The organism is Streptomyces sp. NPDC056222 (assembly GCF_042264065.1).
GTDB lineage: Bacteria > Actinomycetota > Actinomycetes > Streptomycetales > Streptomycetaceae > Streptomyces.
This window is the reverse complement of the sequence record NZ_JBHJTL010000042.1, coordinates 1-19,679: the sequence shown is the minus strand read 5'-3', so window position 1 is coordinate 19,679 and position 19,679 is coordinate 1. Positions and strand designations below refer to the sequence as shown.

At 71.7% G+C, this 19,679-nt stretch carries 23 protein-coding genes and 1 riboswitch; of the genes, 11 read left to right on the top strand and 12 right to left on the bottom strand.

The genetic code is table 11. The features are described 5' to 3' along the window. Window positions 1-39 precede the first annotated feature (39 nt). Entirely contained in the window at window positions 40-771 is a 732-nt protein-coding gene (locus ACFC0D_RS20635) for a lysophospholipid acyltransferase family protein (protein ID WP_376437794.1), read from the top strand. Window positions 772-835: 64 nt separating this feature from the next. Then, entirely contained in the window at window positions 836-1,873 is a 1,038-nt protein-coding gene (locus ACFC0D_RS20630) for an NAD-dependent epimerase/dehydratase family protein (RefSeq protein WP_376437791.1), read from the top strand. Between the two features lie 51 nt (window positions 1,874-1,924). Here ACFC0D_RS20630 and ACFC0D_RS20625 read toward each other — a convergent pair whose 3' ends face one another. The 8 genes from ACFC0D_RS20625 to ACFC0D_RS20590 all read right to left on the bottom strand — a co-directional run bounded on the left by ACFC0D_RS20625 (window position 1,925) and on the right by ACFC0D_RS20590 (window position 8,967). Then, window positions 1,925-3,502 (bottom strand): alpha/beta hydrolase, encoded by a 1,578-nt coding sequence (locus tag ACFC0D_RS20625; RefSeq protein WP_376437788.1) that lies wholly within the window; start codon window positions 3,500-3,502, stop codon window positions 1,925-1,927. Between the two features lie 159 nt (window positions 3,503-3,661). After that, window positions 3,662-4,405 (bottom strand): urease accessory protein UreD, encoded by a 744-nt coding sequence (locus ACFC0D_RS20620; RefSeq protein WP_376437785.1) that lies wholly within the window; start codon window positions 4,403-4,405, stop codon window positions 3,662-3,664. After that, the gene (gene ureG, locus ACFC0D_RS20615) at window positions 4,402-5,091 is read right to left on the bottom strand and encodes an urease accessory protein UreG (protein ID WP_376437782.1); all 690 of its coding nucleotides are present in this window, start codon (window positions 5,089-5,091) and stop codon (window positions 4,402-4,404) included. The genes ACFC0D_RS20620 and ureG overlap by 4 nt, the downstream gene beginning before the upstream one ends. Window positions 5,092-5,110: 19 nt before the next feature. After that, the gene (locus ACFC0D_RS20610; protein WP_376437779.1) at window positions 5,111-5,776 is read right to left on the bottom strand and encodes an urease accessory protein UreF; all 666 of its coding nucleotides are present in this window, start codon (window positions 5,774-5,776) and stop codon (window positions 5,111-5,113) included. After that, window positions 5,776-7,497, bottom strand: a complete 1,722-nt coding sequence (locus ACFC0D_RS20605) for an urease subunit alpha (RefSeq protein WP_376437776.1) — start codon at window positions 7,495-7,497, stop codon at window positions 5,776-5,778. Before ACFC0D_RS20605 ends, ACFC0D_RS20610 begins: the two co-directional genes overlap by 1 nt. Further along, window positions 7,490-7,888, bottom strand: a complete 399-nt coding sequence (locus tag ACFC0D_RS20600) for an urease subunit beta (protein ID WP_376437773.1) — start codon at window positions 7,886-7,888, stop codon at window positions 7,490-7,492. The genes ACFC0D_RS20605 and ACFC0D_RS20600 overlap by 8 nt, the downstream gene beginning before the upstream one ends. 16 nt (window positions 7,889-7,904) lie before the next feature. Further along, the gene (locus ACFC0D_RS20595; RefSeq protein WP_329123332.1) at window positions 7,905-8,207 is read right to left on the bottom strand and encodes an urease subunit gamma; all 303 of its coding nucleotides are present in this window, start codon (window positions 8,205-8,207) and stop codon (window positions 7,905-7,907) included. A 139-nt stretch (window positions 8,208-8,346) separates the two neighbouring features. Continuing rightward, complete coding sequence (locus ACFC0D_RS20590; protein ID WP_376437769.1) at window positions 8,347-8,967, bottom strand: TetR/AcrR family transcriptional regulator; 621 nt, start codon at window positions 8,965-8,967, stop codon at window positions 8,347-8,349. A 106-nt stretch (window positions 8,968-9,073) separates the two neighbouring features. On the opposite strand from ACFC0D_RS20590, the gene ACFC0D_RS20585 reads away from it, so the two are divergent. After that, window positions 9,074-10,063, top strand: a complete 990-nt coding sequence (locus tag ACFC0D_RS20585) for an ABC transporter permease (RefSeq protein ID WP_376437766.1) — start codon at window positions 9,074-9,076, stop codon at window positions 10,061-10,063. An 82-nt stretch (window positions 10,064-10,145) separates the two neighbouring features. Here ACFC0D_RS20585 and ACFC0D_RS20580 read toward each other — a convergent pair whose 3' ends face one another. Then, a complete protein-coding gene (locus ACFC0D_RS20580) occupies window positions 10,146-10,430 on the bottom strand; it encodes a type II toxin-antitoxin system Phd/YefM family antitoxin (RefSeq protein ID WP_376437897.1) in 285 nt (94 codons plus the stop codon). A gap of 59 nt (window positions 10,431-10,489) precedes the next feature. On the opposite strand from ACFC0D_RS20580, the gene ACFC0D_RS20575 reads away from it, so the two are divergent. The 3 genes from ACFC0D_RS20575 to ACFC0D_RS20565 all read left to right on the top strand — a co-directional run bounded on the left by ACFC0D_RS20575 (window position 10,490) and on the right by ACFC0D_RS20565 (window position 12,418). Further along, the gene (locus ACFC0D_RS20575; RefSeq protein ID WP_376437763.1) at window positions 10,490-11,113 is read left to right on the top strand and encodes an ATP-dependent Clp protease proteolytic subunit; all 624 of its coding nucleotides are present in this window, start codon (window positions 10,490-10,492) and stop codon (window positions 11,111-11,113) included. A gap of 7 nt (window positions 11,114-11,120) precedes the next feature. After that, entirely contained in the window at window positions 11,121-11,426 is a 306-nt protein-coding gene (locus ACFC0D_RS20570; protein WP_376437761.1) for a hypothetical protein, read from the top strand. A 314-nt stretch (window positions 11,427-11,740) separates the two neighbouring features. Then, window positions 11,741-11,938, top strand: a riboswitch (cyclic di-AMP (ydaO/yuaA leader). Between the two features lie 3 nt (window positions 11,939-11,941). Beyond that, window positions 11,942-12,418 (top strand): C40 family peptidase, encoded by a 477-nt coding sequence (locus tag ACFC0D_RS20565; protein ID WP_376437758.1) that lies wholly within the window; start codon window positions 11,942-11,944, stop codon window positions 12,416-12,418. Between the two features lie 84 nt (window positions 12,419-12,502). Here the strand turns inward: ACFC0D_RS20565 and ACFC0D_RS20560 are convergent, their stop codons facing one another. Beyond that, complete coding sequence (locus ACFC0D_RS20560; RefSeq protein ID WP_376437755.1) at window positions 12,503-13,132, bottom strand: LysE family translocator; 630 nt, start codon at window positions 13,130-13,132, stop codon at window positions 12,503-12,505. Between the two features lie 72 nt (window positions 13,133-13,204). Between ACFC0D_RS20560 and ACFC0D_RS20555 the strand changes: the two genes are divergently transcribed. Beyond that, window positions 13,205-14,110, top strand: coding sequence for a LysR family transcriptional regulator (locus ACFC0D_RS20555; RefSeq protein ID WP_376437752.1), 906 nt, complete (start codon window positions 13,205-13,207; stop codon window positions 14,108-14,110). A gap of 46 nt (window positions 14,111-14,156) precedes the next feature. On the opposite strand, the gene ACFC0D_RS20550 is transcribed toward ACFC0D_RS20555, so the two are convergent. Further along, window positions 14,157-14,615: an ATP-binding protein gene (locus ACFC0D_RS20550; RefSeq protein ID WP_376437750.1), complete on the bottom strand. Its 459-nt coding sequence runs from the start codon at window positions 14,613-14,615 to the stop codon at window positions 14,157-14,159. 170 nt (window positions 14,616-14,785) lie between these two features. Next, window positions 14,786-15,952, bottom strand: a complete 1,167-nt coding sequence (locus tag ACFC0D_RS20545; RefSeq protein WP_376437748.1) for an 8-amino-7-oxononanoate synthase — start codon at window positions 15,950-15,952, stop codon at window positions 14,786-14,788. A 144-nt stretch (window positions 15,953-16,096) separates the two neighbouring features. Between ACFC0D_RS20545 and bioB the strand changes: the two genes are divergently transcribed. From bioB to ACFC0D_RS20525, 4 genes are all read left to right on the top strand, one after another. Next, window positions 16,097-17,362 carry a biotin synthase BioB gene (gene bioB / locus ACFC0D_RS20540; protein WP_376437745.1) on the top strand — a complete coding sequence of 422 codons (1,266 nt, stop codon included), beginning with the start codon at window positions 16,097-16,099 and terminating at the stop codon, window positions 17,360-17,362. Continuing rightward, a complete protein-coding gene (locus ACFC0D_RS20535) occupies window positions 17,355-18,635 on the top strand; it encodes an adenosylmethionine--8-amino-7-oxononanoate transaminase (RefSeq protein WP_376437743.1) in 1,281 nt (426 codons plus the stop codon). Before bioB ends, ACFC0D_RS20535 begins: the two co-directional genes overlap by 8 nt. A 130-nt stretch (window positions 18,636-18,765) precedes the next feature. Next, window positions 18,766-19,485, top strand: a complete 720-nt coding sequence (gene bioD, locus ACFC0D_RS20530) for a dethiobiotin synthase (RefSeq protein ID WP_376437740.1) — start codon at window positions 18,766-18,768, stop codon at window positions 19,483-19,485. An 18-nt stretch (window positions 19,486-19,503) separates the two neighbouring features. Then, window positions 19,504-19,679: VOC family protein (locus ACFC0D_RS20525; protein WP_376437895.1), on the top strand; the 176-nt coding region annotated here is incomplete at its 3' end.

The window sequence follows — 19,679 nt, the reverse complement described above, 5'->3', positions numbered from 1 at the left end:
TTACAAATAGGCGATGCTCAAGGGAGACGGGGGCTGCCGGTGTTCTACCAGCTGATGAAGTACGTTCTGCTCGGGCCGCTGCTGAGGCTGCTGTTCCGGCCTCGTATCGAGGGCCTCGAACACATCCCGGAGGAGGGCGCGGCGATCGTCGCGGGGAACCATCTGTCGTTCTCCGACCATTTCCTGATGCCCGTGGTGCTCAAGCGGCGGATCACCTTCCTCGCCAAGCAGGAGTACTTCACCGGGCCAGGGCTCAAGGGCCGGCTGACCGCCGCGTTCTTCCGCAGTGCCGGGCAGATCCCGGTCGACCGCTCCGGCAAGGAGGCCGGGAAGGCGGCGATCCGCGAGGGGCTCGGGGTGCTGTCCAAGGGTGAGTTGCTCGGGATCTATCCGGAAGGCACCCGCTCGCACGACGGCAGGCTCTACAAGGGCAAGGTCGGGGTCGCGGTCATGGCGATCACGGCCGGCGTGCCCGTGATCCCGTGCGCGATGGTGGGCACCTTCGAGATCCAGCCGCCCGGCCAGGTCGTGCCCAAGGTCAGGCGGGTCACCATCCGGTTCGGGGAGCCCCTGGACTTCTCGCGGTACGCCGGGATGGAGGGCGAGAAGGCCGCGGTCCGCGCGGTGACGGACGAGATCATGTACGAGATCCTGGCGCTGTCCGGGCAGGAGTACGTCGACGACTACGCGGCCAAGGTGAAGGCGGCGGAGGAGCAGGCGAAGGCGGCGAACGCCAAGGCTCCGCGAAAGTTCCCCCGCCGGGGACGCTGACGGCGGATCCGCGCACGGCGAAAGACCCTGGGGCGACGGCCATGACCGCCGTAGCGTCGCGCCCATGGCCAAGGGACACGCGTATGTGGTGGGTGCGACAGGACAGGTGGGGCGGGCGGCCGTGCGGGCGCTCGTCGCGGACGGCTGGGAGGTGACGGCGGCGTCGCGGCGCGGCGGCCGGGACGGAACATGGCCGACGGAGGTCCGTTCGGCGACCGTGGACCGGAACGAGGAGGGCGCGCTCGCCGCGGCGCTCGGCGACGGCTGTGACGTGCTGGTGGACATCGTCGGCTACGACGGCGCGCATGGACGGCAGTTGACCGGGCTCGCCGACCGGATCGGCTCGGCCGTGGTGATCTCCAGCGGCGCGGTCTACGAGGACGAGCGCGGCCGCAGCTTCGACACCCAGGACGAGCCGGACGGCTTCCCCGCCTACCCGGTGCCGATCCCGGAGTCCTGGCGGACGGTCGCCCCGGGCGACGCTTCGTACAGCACGCGAAAGGTGGCTCTGGAACGTGAGCTGCTCGCGGCGGGTGAGGCGCTGCCGACGACGGTGGTGCGGGCAGGGGCGATCCATGGGCTGCACTGCCCGGGGCCGCGAGAGCTGTGGTTCGTCAAGCGGGCCCTCGACGGGCGGCCGGTGCGCCTCCTCTCCTACGGCGGCGCCTCACGGTTCCACCCCGTCCACGCGGACAATCTCGGGGAGTTGATCCGGCTGGCGGCGGCGAACCCGGGCAGCCGGGTGCTGAACGGCGCGGATCCGCAGGCGCCGACGGTGGCGGAGATCGGCCGGGCGATCGACGCGGTGATGGGCGTGGAGAGCGAGACGGTCCTCTTCGAGGGGCGGCCTCCGGAGGGCACGGTGGGGCTCACGCCGTGGACCGGGGCCCATCCGGTCGTCTACGGCATGGCAGCGGCGGAGAAGGAGCTGGGGTACCGGCCGGTGGTGTCGTACGAGGAGTCCCTGCCGGCGACGGTCGAGTGGCTTTCGGCGCAGCTGGCGGTGCGGGACTGGCGGGAGGCGTTCCCGGGACTGGTGAAGTACCAGGTGGACTTCTTCGACTACGCGGCAGAGGACGCCTGGCTCGCCGCCCGCGCGTGAACGAGGGGCGGCCGTCGCGCGACGGCCGCCCCTCCAAGGGTCACTCGGTGGTTACGGCTGGGGCGTGGCGTGCGGTGCGCAGGTCACGTCCTTGCTGTCGAGCTTGCCCGACAGCAGGTAGGCCTCCACCCGGGTGTTCAGGCACGGGTTGGTGAGGTTGGTGATGCCGTGCGAGCCGGCGTCCTTCTCGGTGATCAGGCGCGAGCCCTTGAACCGCTTGTGCAGCTCGAGCGCTCCGGCGTACGGCGTGGCCGCGTCGCGCTCGGCCTGGGTGATGAGCACCGGCGGCAGGCCCTTGCCGGTCCGCACCTCGGTCGGGCGCTGGCGCGGGGTGGACCAGGTGGCGCAGGGCAGGTTCATCCAGGCGTTGGCCCAGGTCATGAACGGGTACCGCTCGTGGAGCCGGCTGTTGTCGCGGTCCCACTTCTTCCAGCTGGTCGGCCAGGGGGCGTCGGCGCACTCGACGGCCGTGTAGACCGCGTTGCCGTTCTCGGAGGCGGCGTTGCCGGCCGTGTCGGTGGGGTCGGCGGCCGCCGAGTCGATCAGCGGCTGCGGGTCACCGGCGGCGTAGGCGCTCCAGGCCTCGGCGACCGGCACCCACATGGAGTCGTAGTACGGCGCGTTCTGGAAGAAGCCGATGAGCTCGGCCGGGCCGACCTTGCCGCCGAGGGGCTTCTTCTTGGCATCGGCGCGCAGGGTCTCCCACTGCTGCCGGACCTCGGTGTAGGTGTCGCCGAGGTGGAAGGTGGCGTCGTGCTGGGCGACCCACGTCATCCAGTCCTTCAGCCGGCCCTCGAAGGCGATGTCCTGGTCGAGGTTGACCTCGTACCAGATCTTCCGCGTCGACGGGTTGACGACGCTGTCGAGCACCATGCGGCGGACGTGCGTCGGGAAGAGCGTGCCGTAGACGGCGCCGAGGTAGGTGCCGTAGGAGACGCCGACGAAGTTGAGCTTCCTCTCGCCGAGCGCGGCCCGGATGACGTCGAGGTCGCGGGCGGTGTTGAGGGTGTTGATGTACGGCAGGATGTCGCCGCTCTTCTCCGCGCACCCCTCGGCGTACTCGGCGGCGAGCTTGCGCTGCGCGCGCTTGTCGGCCTCGCTGTCGGGGACCGGGTCGAGCTTGGGTCCCTTGACGAACTCGGCCGGATCGACGCAGGAGATGGGCGCCGAGTGGCCGACGCCGCGCGGGTCGAAGCCCACGAAGTCGTACGCCTTGGCGGTGTTCACCCAGAGCGGGGCCTTGGTGGTGACCCGGCGCGGGAAGCGCAGGCCGGAACCGCCGGGGCCGCCCGGGTTGTAGAGCAGCGCGCCCTGGCGCTCGGCGGGCGTGCCGGTGGCGCCGATGCGGTCGACGGCGATCTTGATCTGCTTGCCGTTCGGCCTGCTGTAGTCGACCGGGACGGTGACCCAGCCGCAGGTGATGGGCTTCTCCAGGCCCCAGTCGGCCGGGCAGTCCTGCCAGTCGATGCCCTGCCTGGCCGCCCGTTCGGCGGCCAGGGCGACGCCGCGCGCCTCGCTGTCCGGCCGGTGGCGGCTGTCGGCAGCGGCGGTCGGTGCTGCCAGTGCGCCCGCCATGAGCGTGCCCGCTATCAGAGTGCCAGCCGAGCCGAGCACTGCTGTGCGTCTCACGTGTTGCCTCCCCCTCTGTCGGCGCTGCCCCCGTGGCGGCGCCGTGGTGTCGGTCTGTCCGGTGGATCCTTTCGTTCCACCGGCGCACCGCAAAAGGGCGTACACCTGTTTCTTTGCCGAACCAATAACCGGAGAGCGGTGTACCGCTGAGCGGTGAAGTCAGGACGGCGCGAGGATGCCCAGCGCCTCGTCGAGGGTGCGGCGCAGTTCGAGGGCGTCGCCGGCGACGACGGTGACGAGGGCGGCGGGTCCGGCGAGCGGTGCGAGGACGGCGTTTCCGCCGAGCGGCCGGGGCTCGACCGGCTTGTCCTCGAACTCGGGGTCGACGACGAGGAGTTGTCCGGTCGCTCGGTTTCCGGCGAGGACCGCGCCGCCGTCCCATCCGCCGCGGGCACCGGGTCCGTACGCCAACTCCTGGTCGAGCAGGGGCCGTCCGTCGCGGCGGACGGTGAGCCGGGTGAGGAGCGTGCCGGTCTCCTCGCCGTGGCGGCCGAGGATCTGCTCCTCGCGGAGCACGAGCCGTGCGGTGGCGGCGAGTTCGACGGTGGTCCGCATCCGCAGGTCGGAGCCGTACGCGGAGACGAGCTGTTCGGGCAGCCAGCGCAGCACGGCGCCGTCGCCGACCGTGATCCTGATGTCGTACGCGGCGGGGTCGGCGGCGCGGCCGGGGAGGGCCACGGTCGCGGCGGCCGAGTCGACCAGGAGCCGCGCCCCGTCCCGCACCTCGGTCTCGATCGCGAGCCGGTCGCCGCCGAGCGGCGCGCTCATCGCGCCGACGACGGTGACGCGGGTGTACGGGCCGGTGGTGCGGGTGCGGCGGAGGGCGAGGGGGCCGTCGCTCTCCAGGAGCGGCAGTCCGCCGTCGGCGTCGGCGACGATCCGGGCGGTGGCGCGCAGGCTCATGCGGCGGTGACGGCGGTCCAGGCGGCGAGCCGGGCGCGGACCCAGTCGGCCACGGGGGCGACTCCGTGCTCGCCGGTGAGCGAGGTGAAGGCGACGGGCAGATCGCCGCGCTGCTGCTTGGCGTCACGAGCCATGCGCTCCAGGTCGGAGCCGACGTAGGGGGCGAGGTCGGTCTTGTTGACGACCAGCAGGTCGGCGGTGGTGACGCCGGGGCCGCCCTTGCGGGGGATGTCGTCGCCGCCCGCGACGTCGATGACGAAGATCTGGGCGTCGACGAGACCCTTGGAGAAGGTGGCGGTGAGGTTGTCGCCGCCGGACTCGACCAGGATCAGATCGAGTGGGCCCACGGTGTCCTCGAGCTCCTCGACGGCTTCGAGGTTGGCGGAGATGTCGTCGCGGATCGCGGTGTGCGGGCAGGCGCCGGTCTCGACGGCCTGGATGCGCTCGGGGGGCAGGACGGCGTTGCGGAGCAGGAACTCGGCGTCCTCGCGGGTGTAGATGTCGTTCGTGACGACGGCGATGGAGAGCTGGTCGCGCAGGGCCCGACAGAGCGCGGCGACGGTCGCGGTCTTGCCGGAGCCGACGGGTCCGCCGAGTCCGATCCGCAGTGCGCGCCGGGTGCCGTCGGGCCGGTGGGCGTCGGCGGAGACGGCGCCGAGGTGGTCGTGGGAGTGGTCGAGGTGCATGGGCGGGCTCCAGTGGTTCTCAGGATGCGAAGAGGCGGACGGGCCAGGAAGCGTGCTGCTCGGCGGTGATGTCGAGGAGGGGCGCGGAGGCGGCGGGCAGGGCGTCGATGCCCTGCCGGGCCGCGGCGGCGGCTTCCTCGGCGACCCGGTCCATGGCGGGGGCGAGGCGGGCGAGGACGGCGGTGGCCTGGAAGGGGTCCAGGCTCAGCAGCCGCACCGTGGCGGTGGCGGGGCCGCTGACGGTCTCGTACGCGACGCAGTGTGCGGCGTCCTCGGGGCCGAGCCCGGCGGCGCGGGCGGCGACGCCGAGGACGACGGGCTGGTGGGCGCCGCGCGGGAACGCGGTGGCCAGCGCGTCGAGTTCGGGACAGGGCCAGGCGGCGCGGGCGGCTCGCATCATCTGCCGGCCCAGCTTGCGGCCGGCGGCGCGCAGGGCGGGCGAGGGAGTGCGGGCGTCGGCGGCCGCGTCGAGCGCGTACGGGTCGTGGCCGAGCGCGGCCGCGGCGGCGAGCGCCGCCGCGGTCAGGCCGCTGGTGTGCAGCCGGCCCCGGCAGAACGCGGCGAGGCTCGCCGCGTCGGTGATCCGGCCGGCCTTGACCGCGGCCTCGGCCCCGCCGGAGTGGGCGTGCCCGCCGGCGGGGAAACGCCCGTCGGCGAGCACGAGAAGGGCGGCGCGACTCGTCATCAGAAGAGGAAGTAACGCTGGGCCATGGGCAGTTCGGCGGCGGGCGCGGGCTCGACCGGCTCACCGTCGATCGTGACCGTGAAGGTGTCGGCGTCGACCTCGACCCGGGGCAGCGCGTCGTTCTCCCGCATGTCCGCCTTGGTGATGCGTCGGGTGTTTCCGATCGCTGTGAACTCCTTGTTCACGCCCACCCGTTGGGTGATGTCGTCCTCGATCGCCGCCTGGGCGACGAAGTTGAACGAGCCGGCCGCCGCGGCCTTGCCGAGCGCACCGAACATGGGGCGGGGCAGGACGGGCTGCGGGGTGGGGATGGAGGCGTTGGCGTCACCCATCTGCGCGTAGGCGATCTGGCCGCCCTTGAGCACGGTCTGCGGCTTCACACCGAAGAACGCCGGATCCCAGAGCACGAGGTCCGCGAGTTTGCCGGGCTCGACCGAACCGATGAGGTGGTCCATCCCCTGGGCGACGGCCGGGTTGATCGTGTACTTGGCGACATAGCGACGGGCCCGGTGGTTGTCCGCGCGGCCGTCGCCGGGAAGCGCGCCGCGGCGCTTCTTCATCACATGCGCCGTCTGCCAGGTGCGCATGATCACCTCGCCGACGCGCCCCATGGCCTGCGAGTCCGAGGAGATGATCGAGATGGCACCGAGGTCGTGCAGGACGTCCTCGGCGGCGATCGTCGAGGGGCGGATACGGGACTCGGCGAAGGCGAGGTCCTCGGGGACCGCCGGGTTGAGGTGATGGCAGACCATCAGCATGTCGAGGTGTTCCTCGATGGTGTTGACGGTGTGCGGCCGGGTCGGATTGGTCGAGCTGGGCAGTATGTACGGCTCGGACACGACGGTGATGATGTCGGGGGCGTGCCCGCCTCCGGCGCCTTCGGTGTGGTACGCATGGACCGTGCGGCCGGCGATCGCCGCGAGGGTGTCGTCGACGAACCCCGCCTCGTTCAAGGTGTCGGTGTGGATGGCGAGTTGAGCTCCGGTCTCGTCGCAGACGCTCAGGCAGGCGTCGATGACGGCCGGGGTCGCCCCCCAGTCCTCGTGGATCTTGAACCCGAGCGCACCGCCCCGCAGTTGGGAGTGCATGGCTTCCCTGGACATCGTGTTGCCCTTGCCGAGCAGTCCGATGTTGACGGGAAAGGTGTCGAGCGCCTCGAACATCCGGGCGAGATGCCAGGGGCCGGGGGTGATGGTCGTGGCCTTGGTGCCCTCGGCCGGTCCGGTGCCGCCCCCGACGAGGGTGGTGATGCCTGTGGCGAGCGCCTGCTCGACGACCGTGGGCGAGATGAAGTGGACATGGGCGTCGATGGCGCCCGCGGTCACGATCTTCCCGTTGCCGACGATCACTTCGGTCTCGGGACCGATGACCAGATCGGGGTGGACCCCGTCCATGGTGTCGGGGTTTCCGGCCTTGCCCAGGGCGGTGATCCGGCCGTCGCGGATGCCGATGTCGGCCTTGACGACACCCCAGTGGTCGATGATCACGGCGCCGGTCACGACGGTGTCGGGCGCGCCTTCGGCACGGGTCGTACGGGCCTGGCCCATGGACTCGCGGATGACCTTGCCCCCGCCGAAGACGGCCTCGTCGCCGGCGCGGCCGGGTCCTCCGGAGCGGTCCTCCTCGATCTCGACGAGCAGGTCGGTGTCGGCAAGCCGGATGCGGTCGCCGGTGGTGGGGCCGAACAGATCGGCGTACACGGCGCGATGCAGTTCAGGCACGGTCGGCCTCCTCGGCGTCGACGGCCGGCTTCTCCCGCGTTCCCGCGGTCTCGGCGGCGGGCGCGTCGAGCGGTCGCGCGAGGGTGTCGAGCGGCCCCGCGGTCTCTCCACGCAGGCCGGGGACGACGCGGTGACCCTGCAGTGGTACGAGTTCGATCTCGACCGGAATGCCGGGCTCGAAACGCACGGCGGTACCGGCGGCGATGTGCAGCCGCTGCCCGCGCGCGGCGGCGCGGTCGAACTCCAGACCGGGATTGGCCTCGGCGAAGTGGTAGTGGGAGCCGACCTGGACGGGCCGGTCGGCGGCGTTCAGGACGGTGAGGCGGGTGACGGACCGGCCCTCGTTGAGGGCGACGGCACCTTCACCGAAAAGGACTTCTCCGGGAATCATCGGCGGCACTCCCCCGTCACACGATCGGGTCATGGACGGTGACGAGCTTGGTGCCGTCGGGGAAGGTCGCCTCGACCTGGACGTCGTGGATCATCTCGGGGATCCCGAGCATGACGTCGTCCCGGGTGAGGACCTTGCGGCCGGAGGCCATGAGCTCCGCGACCGTACGGCCGTCCCGCGCGCCCTCCAGGATATGAGTGGTGATCAGGGCGACGGCCTCGGGGTGGTTGAGCTTCACTCCGCGTGCTCTGCGCTTCTCGGCCACGTCCGCCGCCACATGAATGAGCAGCCGTTCCTGCTCGTGCGGGGTCAGTTGCACGCTTCCACCTCACAGTCGTCCACCGGGCGGTCTCTCCCGGACAGCAGCGGACGCTACCGATCTTCAACATGCTGTTGAACTGCGGTGACGGGCTGCTGGGCCAGACATTGCACGTTAGGGCGGAAGTTTTTCCGGCGCGTTAACTCCGGCTTTGCGTCTCCATGGACATCAGCGCCCGCAGCCCGTCCTCGAGGATGCGGACCTCCACGTCCCCGAAGAGCGCCTGCTGGGCGATGAAGCCCTGCGCGGTGGCGATCATGGTCCGGGCCACATGGTCGGCGGGGACGTCGGCGCGCATCAGCCCGTTGGCCCGGTAGGCCTCGACGAGACCTGCCCACGCCTCGCGCATCCCGTCGTAACCGTCGGAGAGGGTCTGGAACAGGTGCTCGTCGCGCAGCGTCTCGGACCAGACCTGGATGATCAGCCGCGCGAAGGCCTGCCGGTCCCCGCCCGGGATGCGCTCCTCCAGGAAGATCCGCATGACGGCACCGAGCAGGACGTCGGGGGTGGGCGGCGGGGTCGCCCGGGACGCCTCCTCGAAGGCGCCGCGGATCCCGGCGAACGCCTCCGCCGCGATGGCCGCGATCAGCTCGTCCTTGCCGCGGAAGTAGCGGTAGACGGCGCCGGCCGACAGGCCCACCTCGGCCAGTACGTCCGCCATCGACGTGGCGTGGAAGCCGTTGCGGGCGAAGCAGCGCGCGGCACCGTCGAGGATCTGACGGCGGCGGGCATCGAGGTGTTCCTGGGAGACACGAGCCATGACCAAAATCTAAAACGAACATTCATTCTTGACAAGCGACCGCCCCGGGGAGACAGTGGGCCCATCACGTAAAACGAACGATCCTTCTCTTTGAATCGAGTACGTCATGGCTGCCACCGCCACCCGCAAGACCTTCGCGGTGATGGTGCTGATCCCCGTGGTCGTGGCCCTGGCCCTGTCGGCCTTCGCCTGGCCCGCCGCCCGGATCGCCCCGCGCGACCTGCCGATCGGCGTCGCGGGGCCCGCCACCGCCACCGCCCCCCTGGAGCAGCGCCTCACCGAGCACGACGGGGCCTTCGAGGTCCACCGCTACGCCTCCGAGGGCGCCGCCCGTGCCGCGATCGAGGACCGGGTCGTATACGGCGCGGTGATCGTCACCCCTCAGGGCCCCGAACTGCTGACCGCCTCCGCCGCGAGCCCGGTCGTCGCCGGACTGCTGCGCGAGGCCGTCACCGCCCAGGCCCCCGCCGGCACCCCGATGAAGGTGACCGATGTCGTCCCGGCACCGGCGGGCGATCCGCGCGGCAGCGCGTTCGGGTCGAGCCTGTTCCCCCTGATCCTGGCCGGCGCGGCCTCCGGCGTCCTGGTGACGGTCCTCGGCCTGCGCCGCACCCGGGCGGGCCTCGCCCTGACGGGCGCGGCCGCGCTCGCCGGCATCGTCGGCACCGCACTCGGCCACAGCTGGCTCGGGGCGCTCACCGGTGACTGGTGGGCGGAGGCCGGCGTCCTCGCGCTGACCGTCCTCGCCATCGGCGCGACGCTCGCGGGGCTCGCCACCCTGTTCGGCAAGCCCGGTCTCGGGCTCGGGGCGCTCCTGATGATCCTGGTCGGCAACCCGTTCTCGGGTGTGGCGAGCGCACCCGAGCTGCTGCCTGCCCCGGCCGGCGCGCTCGGCCAGTGGCTGCCGCCTGGCGCGGGCGGCTCGGCACTGCGCTCGGTCGCCTTCTTCGACGGCGGCGGGGCGGGCGGTCCGCTGCTGGTCCTCGGCGTGTGGGCGGTGGCCGGTCTGGCCGCGCTGCTGCTCGGCGGGCGGCGCGAGCGCACGGCGATCGCGCAGGCACCGACCCCGGTCCCGGAACCGGCGCCGGCGGGCTGACCCGTCCTCGTACGACGTTCCCGCACGGCCTTCTCGAACGGCCGCGTGCCCCCGCTGTAGCGGACGGGGGCACGCGGCTTTCTCATGCGTCAGGAGTACCCGGGGCGCGGTGGCGGGCCGCGATGCCGAAGCGGCTCTGTTCACCCGGAGCGGACGTGAGGGTACGGACGGTGGAGACGGAGCTGACCACCTGCTCCTCGGCGGTTTCCTGCCCCGCTTCGAGTTTCTCCAGGTCAGCGGCTGAGACCAGCGCCACGAGCGGCTTGCCGTGCCGGGTCACGACGACACGTTCGTTGCCGTACACCACGCGGTTGATCAGGTCGGCGAGCTCAGCGCGTGCTTGCGTCACCGGAATCTCATAGGCCATGCTCCTCATCTTACGGAATGTACGTCCTGTACATTTTGAAAGGAACAAGGAGGCGACCCATGGATGCCCGCTACGTCCTTCCCGAGTTCACCGAGCGCACCAGCTTCGGCAGCCGGACCCTCGACCCGTACTCCAAGCTGCTCGAGGAGCGGATCATCTTCCTCGGCACACCGATCGACGAGACCTCGGCCAACGACGTCATCGCCCAGTTCCTTCACCTGGAGTACGCCGACCCGGACCGGGACATCTCGCTCTACATCAACTCACCCGGCGGTTCGCTCACCGCGATGTCCGCGATCTACGACACGATGCAGGTCGTCACCTGCGACGTGGAGACCACCTGCCTCGGCCAGGCCGCGTCCACCGCCGCCGTGCTGCTCGCGGCCGGTGCGCCCGGGAAGCGGCTCGCACTGCCCGGCGCCCGGGTGGTGCTCCAGCAGCCCACGATGGACGAGCCGTTGCAGGGCCAGCCCAGCGATCTCGACATCCAGGCACGGGAATTGATGCGGCTGCGTGCGATGGTGGCCGGGATGCTGGCCACCCACACCGGACAGGATCGCGAGCGGATCGACGCCGACATCGACCGCACCACGATCCTCGACGCGTCGGCCGCCACCGCGTACGGGCTGGTGGATCATGTGATTCGGAACCGTGGGGCGTCCGGCGGCGCCGGGGCGAGGTGAGCCGGGGATGGTTCCCGAGCTGCCGCCGCTGCCCGCGCTGACGCGCGCCGAGGGCGAGTTCGTCGACGCCTATCTCGAAGTCGTCGACCTCCTGGGGCGAATCAATCCATCCAGGACCTTGCATACTTATGGGGCGTTGCGAGCGGCTCAGGCCCTGGTGGGACGGGCGACCGCCCTGCGCGCCGCCCTGACGGTGATGCATGTGCGCGGTGAGACCGACGTGCACGCGGAGACATTGGCGCGCGCGCTGCGGGTGTTGGACGGAGAGCGCCGCGCCGAGCGCGTCACCGTGCCCGGAGCCCGCGCGAGTTGACACATCCGCGTGTCGTGTCGAGGTCCACTAGAGCTATCACGACCATAGAAATCCTCCCCCGTTCGGCGTAGTCGACGAATCGACATATGTGGGGGGTGAGTTGCGCAACAGGTGTACGCATCTGGCGGAATCGGGCGTTTCTCCCCTGGTACGCGGCTCGTCGGCCAAACCTCAGAAGATCACGAAACATGCCTGTCCACCCGAACGGATCAGTCGTGAGGAGCCTCACATAGCGTCGTTTCAACTCGGATTTCGCCATGAATGTGGGTCAAGATCCCTCACGACGACAAGCCCCCGCCACCGCGGCGGGGCGGTCCGGGCGGACGCCGAGTCCTGCCGCTGTCCCGGATGTCTGGTCGACAGGAGTGGATCGGCAGGAGTGGAGGACCCGAGCAGTACGGGACGACCGAGCAGTGGGGCCGTTCCTCGGGGTGAAGCCGCAGCCGCGGCCGGGCAACTTCGCCAGTCCGAACCCGACAGGTCATCCTTCACAGGCGGCTGACGAAGGGTTGCGCATGACCGCGCAGATTCATGTCCCGTCCCTGCTGTCCCGGGCCGGAGCCGTCTCGGCTCTCACCCTCGCCACCGTCGGCGGCACGATGCTGGCGCCGGGCGTCACTTCGGAGGCCCAGGCCGCGACCGCGCACGCCGGCAAGGCGCTGAGCGTCGCGGTGGCCAAGAAGGGATCGCCCTACAGGTACGGCGCGTCCGGCCCCACTCGGTTCGACTGCTCGGGGCTCACGCTCTACTCGTACAAGAAGGCGGGCAAGTCGCTGCCCCGTACCGCGCAGCAGCAGTACAACAAGACCCGGCACATCTCCGCCTCCAGTCGGCAGAAGGGTGACCTGGTCTTCTTTCACTCGGGTGGACGGGTGTACCACGTGGGCATCTACGCCGGGAACAACAAGATCTGGCACTCGCCGAAGACGGGCTCCTGGGTGAAGCTCGACCGGATCTGGTCGTCCAAGGTCTACTACGGCCGGGTCCGATGACCGAGTGACCGGCTGACCTCATGACGGGCTGAACAATGCCGTCACGGGGGTGCGGTGGCGCCGCCGCACCCTCTCGCACCGGCCTCAGTTCCCCGCGAGGGGAGCCGACAGCAGGGTCAGGCCCAGGGCGGCGAGCGCGCCGCCCGTCACCCCCTGTACGGTCCTGGCCGTCCGCGGACGACGCAACCAGTGGCCCAGGCGGTCCACCAGGACGGCCACCAGGGGGAACCACAGCAGGGCGAGCAGCACCACGATCGACGCGAGCAGCAGTGTGCGCGGCACGACCGCGACACCGTCCGGCACGAACTGCGGCAGCAGACTCAGGAACAGCACGGGTGCCTTCGGGTTCAGCACATTGGCCAGGAACCCCTGCCGGAGGGCGCGGGAGACCTTCGCCTCGCCCGCGGTGTCGGCCGACGCCTCCCCCGTCGCCCGCAGCGCGCCGCGCAACGCCTGCACGCCGAGGTGAAGGACGTACACACCGCCGGCGATCTGCAGGACGCGGTAGAGCACCGGTACGGCGATCAGCACGGCCGCGAGCCCCGCCACCGCGAGGGCGGTGTGTACCAGGAGGCCTCCCGCCACCCCGACGGCACTGGCCACCCCGGCCCGCCGGGAGGCGAGGGCGCTGCGTACGACGACGGTGAAGTCCGCGCCCGGCATGGCCACCATGCCCGCCGCGACCCCGATGAAGGCGATCAGCTGTCCGTCCATGACCCCAGCGTGCCCGTCGCGAGCCTTTAGTGTGTAGACACGATCTTCTGGGTCTGGCCAAAGGAATCCTTTATGCAGGATCTTGTGCGGCTCGCGGCGCTGGTTGCGGTCGCCGAGGACGGCTCGATCACCCGGGCCGCCGCGCGACTCGGCTACACCCCGCCCGCGCTCTCGCAGCAGCTCGCCAAACTGGAACGGGAGGCGGGCGCCGCGCTGCTCGTCCGGCACCATCGGGGCGCGCGGCTGACTCCCGCGGGTGAACTGCTCGTCACCCGCGCACGCCGGGTCCTGGACGAGATGGAGCAGGCGCGCCACGAACTGGCGCAGCTCAGCGGGCTCTCCGGCGGGCAGCTCCGGGTCGGTACCTTCACCACCGTCGGGATCCATCTGCTGCCACCGATCCTGAGCGCGTTCCGCCGGGCCCATCCGGACGTGGAGCTGACGGTCGCCGAGTACGAGCCGCCGGCCGGGGTGACGGCGGTGGCGCAGGGCGAGGTCGATCTGGCGCTCACCCACACCTACGAGCCCGCGGAGGCCGCTCCGCTGCCGCCGGGGGTCGTGCTGGAGACCCTGCTGGTCGAGGAGTTGGTCCTGGTCACGGCGCCGGGCCATGCGCTGGCGGAGGGTTCGGGGCGGCTGCCGATCGCTGAGCTCGCCGGGCAGCCGTTGATCAGCAGCGCGCCGGACCATCCACCGAGGCGGGGCGTGGAGGGCGCACTCGCCCGGGCCGGCGCGACCCCGTCCGTCGTGTGCCGGACGCCGGGGTACGCCCTGGTGTGCGCGCTGGTCAGCGCGGGGCTCGGAGTGGCGGTGGTGCCGGAGATGGTCGCCACGATGGCGGCGTCGCCGCTGGGTGTACGGGCGCTGGAGCCGACGTCGTTCCGCCGGACGATCTCGGTGGCGCATCGCGGTGAGGAGTCGGGGCCGGCGGCGCGGTCCCTGCGGGCGCTGCTGCGGGGCGGGTTCGCCCGGGGCTAGGGGTGTGCGTGTCAGGGCACACGAGCCCGGCCCGGCAGGACACTCCCTAGGAGCCGGCCGGCTGAGGAGCGAGCGCCCGGTTCGCGGAGGCGGTCCAGGGGAGGTTGATCCAGACCGTCTTGCCGCCCTCGATGGTCGGAGTGACGGAGAGCCGGCCGCCCGCCTCGGCGGTCAGGAAACGGATGATGACCATCCCCCGGCCGTTGTCCTGCTGCACGGCGGCCGGGAGCCGCTTCGGCCAGCGGGGGTGGCTGTCCGTGACGCCGATGTGGAGCTGTTCCTCGCGCTCCAGTCGGACGTCGACGGTGAAGGTGGGCGACTGCCCGAAGGTGTGCTGGACGGCGTTGGTGGCCAGTTCCGAGACGATCAACCGGACGGTGTCGGCGGTGTCGCCGACCTCGGCGAGCCCCCAGCCGGTCAGGATGTCGGCGACATATCTGCGGGCGGCGGACACCGAGGCGGGATCGCTCGGCAGAGTGACGGTTGCTTCCTGGTGGTCTGCCATGGCGACGCTGTCCCTTTCCCACCGGGCCCGGCCCGGATTGCGCTACGCGTCAGAGTGCCACCGATGGTGCCGCCCTGTATGGCGATCCACCAAGATATGTGCATATTTGTCGCTCGAAGCGGTGAACTCTGCTACGGGAGACCGTATTTGGGCAGCCGGGCTGCTGCGGTTCAGGGAGCCGGAGGCGCGGTACGCACGATCGTCTCCACCGCCCGGTCGATCTGCGCATCCGTCAGATCGGCGCGGGCCGTCAGGCGCAGCCGGGAGATGCCGTCCGGGACCGACGGAGGCCGGAAGCAGCCCACGGCGAGACCCAGTTCGCGACAGTCGGCCGCCCACCGCAGCGCGGCCTCGGGCGAGGGGGCGCGCACCGAGACGACGGCCGCGTCCGGGCGGACGGCGGTCAGTCCGGCCTCGGTGAGCATCCGGTGCAGCGTGGTGGCGACGGTACGCGCGCGCTCGGCGAGGCCGGACTCTCCGTGGATCAGCCGCAGGCTCGCGAGGGCGGCGCCCGCGGCGGCCGGGGCAAGACCGGTGTCGAAGATGAACGTCCGGGCCGCGTTGACCAGGTGCTCGACGACCCGGGCGGGGCCGAGGACGGCGCCGCCCTGGCTGCCGAGCGACTTGGAGAGGGTCAGGGTGGCGACGACGTCCTCGTCACCGGCGAGACCCGCTGCGGCCAGGGCGCCCCGGCCGCCGTCGCCGAGTACGCCCAGGCCGTGGGCGTCGTCCACGACGAGCGCGGCGCCGTGGGCGCGACAGGCGTCGGCGATCTCGGTCAGTGGCGCCTTGTCGCCGTCCACGGAGAAGACGGAGTCGGTGACGGCGAGGGCCCGGCGGCCCTCATGGGCGCGCAGGGTCTTGCGTACCGCTTCGGGGTCGGCGTGCGGGACCACGGCCGTCTCGGCTCGCGAGAGCCGGCAGCCGTCGACGATCGATGCGTGGTTGCCCGCGTCCGAGACGATCAGGGAGTCGCGGCCGCTCAGCGCGGTGAGCGCGGCGAGGTTGGCGGTGTAGCCGGAGGAGAAGACGAGGGCCGCCTCGAAGCCGCAGAACTCGGCGAGTTCGCGCTCCAGGCGGGTGTGCAGCCGGGTGGTGCCGGTGACGAGGCGCGAGCCGGTGGAGCCCGCGCCCCAGCGGCGTGCCGCCTCGGCCGCCGCCTCCGTGATCTCCGGCCGGCGGGTCAGTCCGAGGTAGTCGTTGCTCGCCAGATCGAGCAGGTCCGATTCGGCGGCGCGGGGCCTGAGCGTGCGGACGAGCCCCGCCCGCTCGCGGCGGCGTGCCTCGGCGTCGGTCCAGTCGAACGCCGTCCTGCGCGTGTCCTCGTCCCGGTGCATGGGGCAGATCCTTTTGTAGGCAGCGCACAGACCCTAGCCGCCCGGGGCCGAGGTCAGGGTGTGGCCATGCACACACCTCAAACGGCCTCGTTTGTTCAGATCCTCCTTGGCCGCGAGGTGTGCGGTAGGCGAGGATCAGCCCTTATGGACCTGCTGAACACGCTGGTGGAGAAGGGGCTGCGGCGCGAGCTGCCGAGCCGTGAAGAAGCGCTCGCCGTGCTGGCGACCTCCGACGACGAACTGCTCGATGTGGTGGCCGCGGCCGGCAAGGTGCGCCGCCAGTGGTTCGGGCGTCGGGTGAAGCTGAACTACTTGGTCAATCTGAAGTCCGGGCTGTGCCCGGAGGACTGCTCGTACTGTTCCCAGCGGCTCGGCTCGACTGCCGGGATCCTGAAGTACACCTGGCTGAAGCCGGACGAGGCGTCCCAGGCGGCCGCCGCCGGTGTCGCGGGCGGTGCGAAGCGGGTCTGTCTGGTGGCGAGCGGCCGCGGGCCGACGGACCGGGACGTGGAACGGGTCGGCAAGACCATCGAGGCCATCAAGGAGCAGAACGAGGGCGTCGAGGTCTGTGCGTGCCTCGGTCTGCTCTCGGACGGCCAGGCGGAGCGGCTGCGCGAGGCCGGCGCCGACGCGTACAACCACAACCTGAACACGTCCGAGGGGACGTACGGAGAGATCACGACCACCCACACGTACCAGGACCGGGTGGACACCGTGCAGAAGGCGCACGGCGCCGGTCTGTCGGCCTGCTCCGGTCTGATCGCGGGCATGGGTGAGAGCGACGAGGACCTGGTCGACGTCGTCTACGCGCTGCGCGACCTCGGCTCGGACTCGGTGCCGGTGAACTTCCTGATCCCGTTCGAGGGCACTCCGCTCGCGAAGGAGTGGAACCTCACCCCGCAGCGCTGCCTGCGGATCCTGGCGATGGTGCGGTTCGTCTGCCCGGATGTGGAGGTCCGGATCGCGGGCGGGCGCGAGGTGCACCTGCGCTCCATGCAGCCGCTCGCGCTGAACATCGCGAACTCGATCTTCCTCGGCGACTACCTGACCAGCGAGGGACAGGCCGGTCAGGCGGACCTCGACATGATCGCGGACGCGGGCTTCGAGGTGGAGGGCACGGGCACCACGACGCTCCCCAAGCACCGCGCGGACGCGCTCGCGGCGGCGCGCGAGGCCGGCGGGTGCGGCTCCTCGGCGTCGGCAGGCTGCGGCTCGCAGGCCGAGGCCGGTGCGGGCTGCGGTTCGCACGCCGAGGCGGGCGGCGGCTGTGGGCCGTGCGGGGGCCACGCGCCGGCGGCGGAGGCGGCTCCGGAGGCGGAGCCCGCCGCCGAGGCCGTGCCGGGAGCGCGCACCGACCTCGTGGCCGTACGTCGACGCGGCGCCGGGACGGAGCTCGCGCCGAATGCGTAACGACGAACTGCTCGCCCTGGACCGGGCGCACGTCTGGCACCCGTACGCCCCCATGCCGGGCCGTACGGACCCGCTGGTCGTCGCGTCCGCGTCCGGGGTACGGCTGCAGCTCGCCGAACCCGTGCACGGCCAGGACGAGTTGATCGACGGCATGTCCTCGTGGTGGTCGGCCATCCACGGCTACAACCACCCCGTGCTCAACGAGGCGGCGCACGGCCAGCTGGACCGGATGAGCCATGTCATGTTCGGCGGGCTCACCCACGAGCCGGCGGTCCGGCTCGCCACCCGTCTGGTGGAGATCACCCCCGCACCGCTCCAGCATGTCTTCCTCAGCGACTCGGGTTCGGTCTCCGTCGAGGTCGCGGCCAAGATGTGTCTGCAGTACTGGCGCTCGGTGGGCCGGCCGGAGAAGCAGCGGATGCTGACCTGGCGCGGCGGGTACCACGGCGACACCTGGCAGCCGATGTCGCTGTGCGACCCCGAGGGCGGGATGCACCAGCTGTGGTCGGGCGTGCTCCAGCAGCAGGTGTTCGTGGACGCGCCGCCCACCGCGTACGAGGAGTCGTACGCGGAGATGCTGCGGGAGCAGATCGCGCTCCACGCGGACGAGATCGCCGCGGTGATCGTGGAGCCGGTGGTGCAGAACGCGGGAGGGATGCGGTTCCACTCGCCCGAGTACCTGCGCGTCCTGCGTGAGGCGTGCGACGAGCACGGCGTGCTCCTGATCTTCGACGAGATCGCGACCGGGTTCGGCCGCACGGGCACGCTGTTCGGCGCCGACCACGCCGGGATCTCGCCCGATGTGATGTGTGTGGGCAAGGCGCTGACCGGCGGCTATCTGTCGATGGCGGCGACGCTCTGCACGACGCGGATCGCCGAGGGGATCTCGCTCGGCGAGGTTCCGGTGCTCGCGCACGGGCCGACCTTCATGGGCAACCCGCTGGCCTCGGCCGTGGCCCTGGCCTCGCTCGACCTGCTGATGTCCCAGGACTGGGCGCTGGAGGTCAAGCGGATCGAGACGGGGCTCCGCACGGGTCTCGCCGAGGCCGCCTCGCTGCCCGGTGTCCGGGACGTGCGGGTGCTCGGCGCCATCGGTGTCGTCCAGCTCGACCACGACGTCGACATGGCCGCGGCCACCGAGGCGGCGGTCCGGGCGGGCGTGTGGCTGCGGCCGTTCCGCGACCTGATCTACACGATGCCGCCGTTCGTGACCGGCGACGCGGACCTGGCCCGTATCTGTGCCGCGGTGCGCGCGGCCGCGGTGGCGGGCTGACCTACCGGGCCGCGCCCGGAGCAATGGAACGCCGGTCCGTGTCGGTGCCCTTCGGGCCCCGATGCGGCCGGCGTGCCGGACGACCCCGCGACCGTACGGGCGCGGGGGCTCAGAGAGGACTCGACACACCATGACCGTCATCGTCGTCAGCGGTTCGGGGACGGAGATCGGCAAGACGATCGTGACGGCCGCCGTGGCCGCGGTCGCCACCGCCCAGGGCCGGTCGGTCGCCGTGCTCAAGCCCGCCCAGACCGGGCTCGAACCGGGCGAGCGCGGGGACGCGGACGAGGTCGTACGGCTCTCCGGGGCGGGGACCTCGGCCGAACTGGCTCGGTTCCCTGAGCCGTTGGCGCCCGCCACGGCCGCCCGGCGGGCGGGCATGGCGCCGGTCGGGCCGCAGGAGGTCGCCGAGGCGGCCGCGAAGCTGGCGACCGAGCACGATCTGGTCCTGGTGGAGGGTGCGGGCGGGCTCCTGGTCCGGTTCGACGAGGACGGCGGCACTCTCGCCGACGTGGCCCGTCTGCTCGACGCCCCGGTGCTCGTCGTGGTGCCCGCCGGGCTCGGCACGCTCAACACCACCCAGCTCACCGCCGAGGCGCTCGCGGCACGCGGCATCGAGCAGCTCGGCGTCGTCGTCGGCAGCTGGCCGACCGCTCCGGACCTGGCGTCGTGCTGCAACCTGGCCGAACTGCCGGAGATGGCCGGGGCGCCTCTGCTCGGTGCCGTACCGGAGGGCGCGGGCGGTCTCGATCCGGCCTCGTTCCGGGCGCGCGCGGGCGAGTGGCTGGCCCCGGCGCTCGGCGGCGTCTGGGATGCCGAGGGGTTCACCGCGAGCGCCGCCCGGCCCTGACCTCCGTAAGCTGGAGCCATGCGCGCACACGTTTCGGAGATCGTTTTCGACTGCGCCGATCCGGCGGCTCTGGTGCGGTTCTGGGCCGGGCTCCTCGGCGGGGGGCCGGGGGGCCGGGGCCCCCCCGGGTGGGTCGGAGAGCCGCCCCGGTTTTTACGGGTCGCCTTCCCGCAGGTGGCCGAGGGCCAGGCCCG